The organism is Fibrobacter sp. UWT2 (genome assembly GCF_900142545.1).
Classification (GTDB): Bacteria; Fibrobacterota; Fibrobacteria; order Fibrobacterales; family Fibrobacteraceae; genus Fibrobacter.
Genome location: NZ_FRBF01000039.1, coordinates 1 through 7,517, shown reverse-complemented (window position 1 = coordinate 7,517; position 7,517 = coordinate 1). Strand labels below are relative to the sequence as shown.

Below are 7,517 nucleotides of genomic sequence, written 5' to 3'. Positions count from 1 at the left end.
AACTGCGTTTAAACGGAATGAGCCCGGTTCAATACCGGACCCATAACTCAATTTTATCCTAACTTTAACCTGTCCAACTTTTTGGGGTCGGTTCAAAGGTGGGGGAACCGCGTCTGATTGGGGCTTCCGGTGTAGATACCGTGTATGCGTCAGTCGACATGTATGATTTGCTTGGCTCGGTTACGTCGTACAAAATTGGCCTGGTGGGTAGACAGAACGCTTTGGAATTGAACTTCTTTACGCCGCAAATAACCTTTATTGAAAAGATTCCTGCAACGGGTGAGTCGCCTAAAGCCGTTAGGGGACAAGTGCCTAAAGAAGATGGTTCTTACGAGGAATACCGTACGGGATCTGTTCTGGACTTGTACTTGGCGATTCTTGAGCCTACCAAAGATGGAACTTATGACTTGTGTACCGAGGAATGTAATGGAATCAATGTGTACAAGGGCCATATGACGTCTGCAAAGGTCGAGTTCTTGTTTGAAGACGCTCAATTCAACGATGGCTATGCGACAATTTCAGTGCGCGCATCGAAGGATTATCGCTGGAATACGGATCCGTCTCTTGATGATCCCGCTACTGTTTCGGTCATGATGAACGATGTTGTTCAGGCTACCTATAGTCCGCTGTTCTTTAGCAAAGATGGCGTTGAAGGTATTAAGAAGATGCCGGTGTCCTCTAGCTTGGATGCAAGGAAATACATGGTCATGGATCTACAGGGGCGTGTCGTGCAGCGGGGACTCACTACCGAAGCTGAACCTGTAATCAAGAATCTTGCTACGGGGACTTATGTAGTGCGAATCGGCGCTAAGGTTCACCGGGTGAATGTAAGGTAATTGAAGGGGGATTTTCCCCCTTTTTTTAATTTGGAATAAGAAAGTTTACGTTAGTTTGTCTTTTGTATGGTTTTGAGTATATATTGCTTGGAGAGAGGCGAAAATGAAAATCCATACAATTGTTCTGGCAATGCTGTTATGCGGGGCGAGTGGTGCGCTTGCGCATGTTCTAAAAATGCCCGATTTCAAGGATAAACGCGATGGTCGCGTGTATAAGACCGTGCAGATTGGAAATCAGCGCTGGTTTGCCGAGAATTTGCGTTTCAATGTGAAGGGGAGCTGGTGCTACGACAATCGCGATTACAACTGCGAAACATATGGCAGGTTGTACAATTGGGCGATGGCGATGCGCCTGGTGGATTTCTACAATAACCATTCCATTGCAGATATCGATTTTACCAAAAAGGACTGGAAAACGTATCATGACGCTTGCCCTGCGGGTTGGCGTTTACCGGCCAATAAGGACTGGGTGACGCTAAAGCGTTATGTGGGGCGAATCGGCAAGAGTGATGGCGTCGGTTTGAGCCTAAAGTCTCCTGATTTATGGGAAAAGGAACTGCGTGTGCCTGCGGGTTCCGATGAATTCGGCTTTAATGCATTGCCGGCGGGTGTGCGTAACGAGTATACCGGCTTTATGGATTTGAAATCTTCGGCTCAGTTCTGGTCTTCGTCCGAAATAGACAACGTGGGGGCGATTTATTGGAGCGTTCTGTACGATTCAAGGTCTTTTGACAAAGTCTACGCCTCCAAAGATGATGGCGTCTCTATCCGCTGTATCGAAAACAAGGTGTATCCCTTTAGGGAGCCGCCTCCTCCGCCTCGCCCGAAGGTGGTTCCGCAGGTGGTCAATGTGCAGAACAAGGCTGTGCTTACGATTCATATTGGCGATCAGGTGTGGATGGTCAATAACTTGAACGTGAAGGTGCCGGGTAGCTACTGCTACGACAACATGGAGGAAAATTGCGAACGCTTTGGGCGCCTTTACACGTGGGAGGCCGCCACCAATATTACGGGAACATCGAAGATGAAGGATGTTTGCCCCAATGGCTGGCATGTGCCGACGTCGCTTGACTTTTACAGGCTCAATATTTACCTGAAGGATATTGACGATGCGGTGGGCGTGGGAACGAACCTGCGAGCCCGAGAAACCTGGCTAGAAAGCGATCTCGCGCTTATGGGCGAAAACGGCTTCGGGTTCACGGCGTTGGCCACTGGTGTGCGCGATTCCGTTGATTCTGTTTCGACGTATTCTGGAATTGGAACCTTTACGGGTTTCTGGACGGTGAATGAACTTGATTCGACGCGGGCGTTTGTTTGGACGCTCCCGAATAGCAATGATGATTTCGTGATGGATTCAAGCTTGAAGAGCAGGGCGTATCCGGTGCGCTGCTTGATGAATCCGCCCGATATCGATGAAATTTATGACAGCACTTCGATTTACGACAAGCGAGATGATAACCGCTACAAGACCTTGGCCGTGGGCGAGGATGTATGGATGGCGGAAAATCTGCGCTTTGCCGCTCCGGGGAGCTTCTGCTACGAGGACAAGGATATCCGTTGCCGCAATTACGGAAGGCTTTACCCGTGGCATGTAGCGATGCGCTTGCCCGAGGACTTTATCGAAAACTCGCTGGATAGCGTGTCGCAGGGAGCCGTTGTCGAAGAACATCAGGGAATTTGCCCCGATGGTTGGCATATTCCGCGACAGGAAGAATGGATGCGGTTAGGACAATTTGCGATTAACAAGCGCAAGGGCTTGGCTGCAGCTCTCAAGAGCCGTGAAGGCTGGGCTCAGGGTGACATGACTAAGAACAACAATGCGAGCGGCTTTAACGCTTTGCCGGCGGGTATTCGATTCCGCAATGACGGCGAATATACGGAACTCGGAACGAGTGCGTATTTCTGGGCGGCTGAAGGCGGTGCTGGTTCGGGAGCCGCTTACTGGTATGTCGTAAGCAGTAAGGATGAATTCAAGAACGAAGAGGATTTTGACGGAAATGCGTTCTCGCTCAGGTGCGTGAAAAATAAGGTGCCGCCGAAAGAGGTCGCGCCGGAGAATAATGCTGCAGCGCAACCTCCTGCTGCAACAGAAGTACAATCGCAACAACAGTAATTGAAAAATCCCTTGGACGAGTGTCCGAGGGATTTTTGCTTTTAATAAATGAGCTTAGGTGTTACACGTCGCCGACTTCGCCAGTTGCCACAAAGTTGCGTACGGCACGCGTGATGCGCATCGAACAGAAGTTCGGGCCACACATGCTGCAGAAGTGGCTGCTCTTGGCCTGGCTACCGGGGAGCGTCTTGTCGTGGAATTCCATGGCCTTTTCGGGGTCCAGGGAAAGCGCGAACTGGTCGTTCCAGCGGAAGTCGAAGCGGGCGCGGGAAAGGGCGTCGTCGCGGAACTGCGCTGCGAAATGGCCCTTTGCAAGGTCGGCCGCGTGAGCGGCGAGCTTGTAGGTGACCACACCGGCGCGCACGTCGTCGCGGTCGGGGAGTCCGAGGTGTTCCTTGGGTGTTACGTAGCAGAGCATTGCGGTACCGTACCAGCCGATTTGGGCCGCACCGATGGCCGACGTAATGTGGTCATAACCGGGGGCGATATCGGTGGTAAGAGGGCCGAGCGTGTAGAACGGAGCGCCGTGGCACTTTTCGAGCTGGCGCGCCATGTTGTCCTGAATCTTGTGCATGGGCACGTGACCCGGACCCTCGATAATCACCTGCACGCCGTATTCCCAAGCAATTTTCGTGAGCTCGCCGAGCGTGTCCAGTTCTCCGAACTGGGCCGCGTCGTTGGCATCGGCCAACGACCCCGGGCGAAGACCGTCGCCGAGCGAGACTGCCACGTCGTAGGCGGCGAGAATCTCGCAGATTTCGCGGAAGTGCGTGTAGAGGAAGTTCTGCTGGTGGTGGCGCATCTGCCAGAGGGCAAGAATCGAACCGCCGCGGCTCACGATACCCGTGGTGCGCTTGGCAGTCAGCGGAATATGTTCCAGCAAAAGGCCCGCGTGAATCGTGAAGTAGTCCACGCCTTGTTCCGCCTGCTCGATGAGCGTGTCGCGGTACAGTTCCCACGTGAGTTCTTCGGCCTTGCCGTTCACCTTCTCGAGCGCCTGGTAAATAGGCACAGTGCCGATAGGTACGGGACTATTTCGAATAATCCATTCACGTGTTTCATGAATGTGCTTTCCAGTGGAAAGGTCCATGACCGTGTCTGCGCCCCATCGTACAGACCAAGCCATCTTTTCGACTTCTTCTTCGATGGAAGAGGTAATGGCCGAGTTGCCGATGTTGCTGTTGATCTTCGTGAGGAAACGGTTGCCGATAATCATCGGTTCGCATTCCGGGTGGTTAATGTTCCCCGGCAGAATCGCACGGCCTGCGGCGATTTCGTCGCGCACAAATTCCGGCGTAATGGGGGAGCCTGCCACCTGGATTTTACCCTGGGCCTGCAACTCGTCAAGGCGCTGGTTTTCGCGGATGGCCACGTATTCCATTTCCTTGGTGACGATTCCCTTGCGGGCGTAGTCGAGTTGCGTCAGGTGATGACCAACCTTGGCGCGGAGCGGGTGGTGCTCTGCGTTAAAGCGCAGGTGGTCGAGCTCATGGTTTTCGCGGCGGGCGCGGCCATAAGCAGACGTCATGTTGTCGAGTTCTTCGGCGTCACCACGTTCCATAATCCACGGTTCACGGAAGCGTTCAATACCCTTCGTTACGTCGAGCTTGGCGTCTACATCGCTGTAAGGGCCACTCGTATCGTACACCGTCACGACAGGCGTTTCGGGGTCTTCAGTCAAAATTTCGCGCATTCCCACGCGGATGTCCGGGTACATTTTACCCGGAACATACACCTTGCGGGAATTCATAAAAGGTTTAAGGAGAGAATCCATTACTTTCCTTTAATTACTTCACACCAATGAGGCTCAGGTCGCGCACAGCGCCCTTGTCTGCAGAAGAGGCCATGGCAGCGTATGCCTGCAGAGCCTTGGACACCACGCGGTTGCGGGTTTCCGGCTTCCAAGCCTTGGCACCGCGAGATTCCATTTCCTTGCGGCGGGCGTCGAGTTCGGCGTCGGTGAGTTCCACATTGATGGTGCGGTTCGGAATATCGATTTCGATAACGTCGCCCGTGTGCACGAGGCCGATGTTACCCTTGTTGGCAGCTTCCGGAGAAGCGTGACCGATGGAAAGACCGCTCGTACCGCCGGAGAAACGACCGTCGGTGAGGAGGGCGCAGGACTTGCCGAGGTGACGGCTCTTGAGGTAAGAGGTCGGGTAGAGCATTTCCTGCATGCCGGGGCCACCCTTCGGGCCTTCGTAGCGGATAACGACCACGTCGCCAGCCTTCACCTTGTTGCCGAGGATGCCTTCGACAGCTTCTTCCTGGCTTTCAAACACGATTGCCGGGCCGGTGAACTTCCAGATGGATTCGTCCACGCCAGCGGTCTTCACGATACAGCCGTCAATAGCGAGGTTACCGTACAGAACAGCGAGGCCGCCGTCCTTGGTGTAAGCGTGTTCGCCATCGCGGATAGCGCCGTTGGCACGGTCGAGGTCGTGATTCGGATACATGAAGTTCTGAGAGAAAGCTTCGATATTGTACTTGCGGCCCGGGCCAGCGAGGTAGCGCTGCTTGGCTTCGGCGCTCGGGTTACGCTTGAGGTCGTTCACTTCGAGAGCTTCGCCCATGGTGGCGGCGTGAACGGTCTTTGCATTCTTATGGATGAGGCCCATGCGGTCGAGTTCACCGAGGATACCCATGATGCCACCGGCGCGGTTCACGTTTTCCACGTGGATGTTGTGAACGGTCGGGGCGACCTTGCAGATGCACAGCGTGTTGCGGGAAAGGCGGTCGATGTCCTTCATGGTGAAGTCGACGCCAGCTTCCTGAGCGACAGCGAGCAAGTGGAGCACGGTGTTGGAGGAACCGCCCATGGCGATGTCGAGGCGCATGGCGTTTTCGAAGGCGTCCTTCGTAGCGATGCTGCGCGGAAGGATGCTTTCGTCGTTCAAGTCGTAATACTGGTGGCAGAGTTCCACGATGCGCTTACCGGCTGCTTCGAAGAGCTTCTTACGTTCGGCGTGCGTTGCAACGATGGTGCCGTTGCCAGGCAAGCTGAGGCCGAGGGCTTCGGTAAGGGAGTTCATGGAGTTTGCGGTGAACATGCCGGAGCAGGAACCGCAAGTCGGGCATGCGTTAGCTTCGATGGCGGCCACTTCTTCGTCGCTGATGGTATTGTCAGCGGAATCAATCATGGCATCGATCAAGTCGAGGGCGCGGTCCTTGCCGTCCTTCGTGGTCACGTGGCCAGCTTCCATCGGGCCGCCGCTCACGAAGATTGCCGGAATGTTGAGGCGCATGGCAGCCATGAGCATACCCGGAGTCACCTTGTCGCAGTTAGAAATGCAAACGAGGGCGTCGGCGCGATGGGCGTTTGCCATGTATTCGGTAGAATCTGCGATGAGGTCGCGAGAGGGCAAGCTGTAGAGCATGCCGTCGTGGCCCATGGCGATACCGTCATCGACGGCGATGGTGTTCATTTCCTTAGCGACACCACCGGCTGCTTCGATCGCGCGGGCGACTACCTGGCCCAAGTCTTTCAGGTGAACGTGGCCCGGAACAAACTGGGTATAGCTGTTCACCACGCAAATGACGGGCTTGCCAAAGTCTTCCACCTTGGTTCCAGTTGCGTGCCAAAGGGCGCGTGCACCGGCCATTTCACGGCCTTCCATAGTCTTGAGCGAACGAAGTTTCGGCATAATAATCCTCTTTTTGTGTCTTTTAAAAATTCGGTGGCGTTCTAACGCCAAATTTCGAATGGAAATGTAGAAAAAACTATAATTGGGCTTGTGAGTTTTCATCCTATTAAACATTTTATAACGATTACCAAGCACCGTAACGAGGTCGTTCGCTTGTGTTTCAAGGCGGGAATTGGTTTTCAGGGCTTGTTCCACGATCTTTCCAAGTATAGTCCGACGGAGTTTATTCCCGGGGCAAAGTACTATATGGGTGACCAGTCGCCCAACAATGGTGAACGCAATGCCAAGGGCTACAGCCTTGCATGGATGCACCACAAGGGGCGTAACAAACACCATTTTGAATTCTGGTACGATTACGAAATGGCGACTAAAAAGCTGGTGCCGATGGATATGCCGGATCGCTACATCAAGGAAATGTTCTGTGATCGCGTAGCTGCGTCCAAGACTTACAACAAATTAAATTACACGCAAGAATCTCCGCTGCTGTACCTCACCAAAAGTACCGCCCACGAAAAAATGACGGAGACGACTTACAAGAAGTTGCTTTACCTGTTAAAGATGCTTGCCGAAAAGGGCGAAAAAGAAACCCTTGCGTTTATGCGCCATACCAAGATTTTGCCGGTCGAATAGCTGCTCCAAACGTGATTTTTGTCACTTTTGACCCCCGAAATTTCGCTAAAAACGGCATTTTCAAAGTAGTTTATTTGTTACAGAATGCTTAAAATAATCTTATAATTGCTTATTTTAAGCTAAAAACGGCACTTGATGAATTTTATACAACAAAACGTTGTTCAAAAACCCTTTAAACCGGTGGGGAATAAGTCTATATTAGTTGACCCTTAAAAAGTCACTTCGCGAGCGCAGGATAAGGAGGTTCGCCGTTTTTATTCACCCCTTCCCGGCAAAGGAAGCAACAGTATAGCC

At 52.9% G+C, this 7,517-nt stretch carries 5 protein-coding genes; 3 read left to right on the top strand and 2 right to left on the bottom strand.

The features are described 5' to 3' along the window. Positions 1 to 98: 98 nt before the first annotated feature. Together BUA40_RS14025 and BUA40_RS14020 are read left to right on the top strand one after the other, a co-directional pair. Entirely contained in the window at positions 99 to 836 is a 738-nt protein-coding gene (locus BUA40_RS14025; protein ID WP_072801471.1) for a hypothetical protein, read from the top strand. Positions 837 to 939: 103 nt separating this feature from the next. Further along, a complete protein-coding gene (locus BUA40_RS14020; protein WP_083585441.1) occupies positions 940 to 2,949 on the top strand; it encodes an FISUMP domain-containing protein in 2,010 nt (669 codons plus the stop codon). Positions 2,950 to 3,010: 61 nt separating this feature from the next. Here the strand turns inward: BUA40_RS14020 and thiC are convergent, their stop codons facing one another. Together thiC and ilvD are read right to left on the bottom strand one after the other, a co-directional pair. Then, positions 3,011 to 4,699, bottom strand: a complete 1,689-nt coding sequence (thiC, locus tag BUA40_RS14015; protein WP_304529002.1) for a phosphomethylpyrimidine synthase ThiC — start codon at positions 4,697 to 4,699, stop codon at positions 3,011 to 3,013. Between the two features lie 37 nt (positions 4,700 to 4,736). Beyond that, positions 4,737 to 6,593 carry a dihydroxy-acid dehydratase gene (ilvD, locus tag BUA40_RS14010; RefSeq protein ID WP_072801468.1) on the bottom strand — a complete coding sequence of 619 codons (1,857 nt, stop codon included), beginning with the start codon at positions 6,591 to 6,593 and terminating at the stop codon, positions 4,737 to 4,739. Positions 6,594 to 6,683: 90 nt separating this feature from the next. Here ilvD and BUA40_RS14005 point away from each other — a divergent pair, with 90 nt between their 5' ends. Further along, complete coding sequence (locus BUA40_RS14005; protein ID WP_072801467.1) at positions 6,684 to 7,223, top strand: DUF5662 family protein; 540 nt, start codon at positions 6,684 to 6,686, stop codon at positions 7,221 to 7,223. Positions 7,224 to 7,517: the final 294 nt, after the last annotated feature.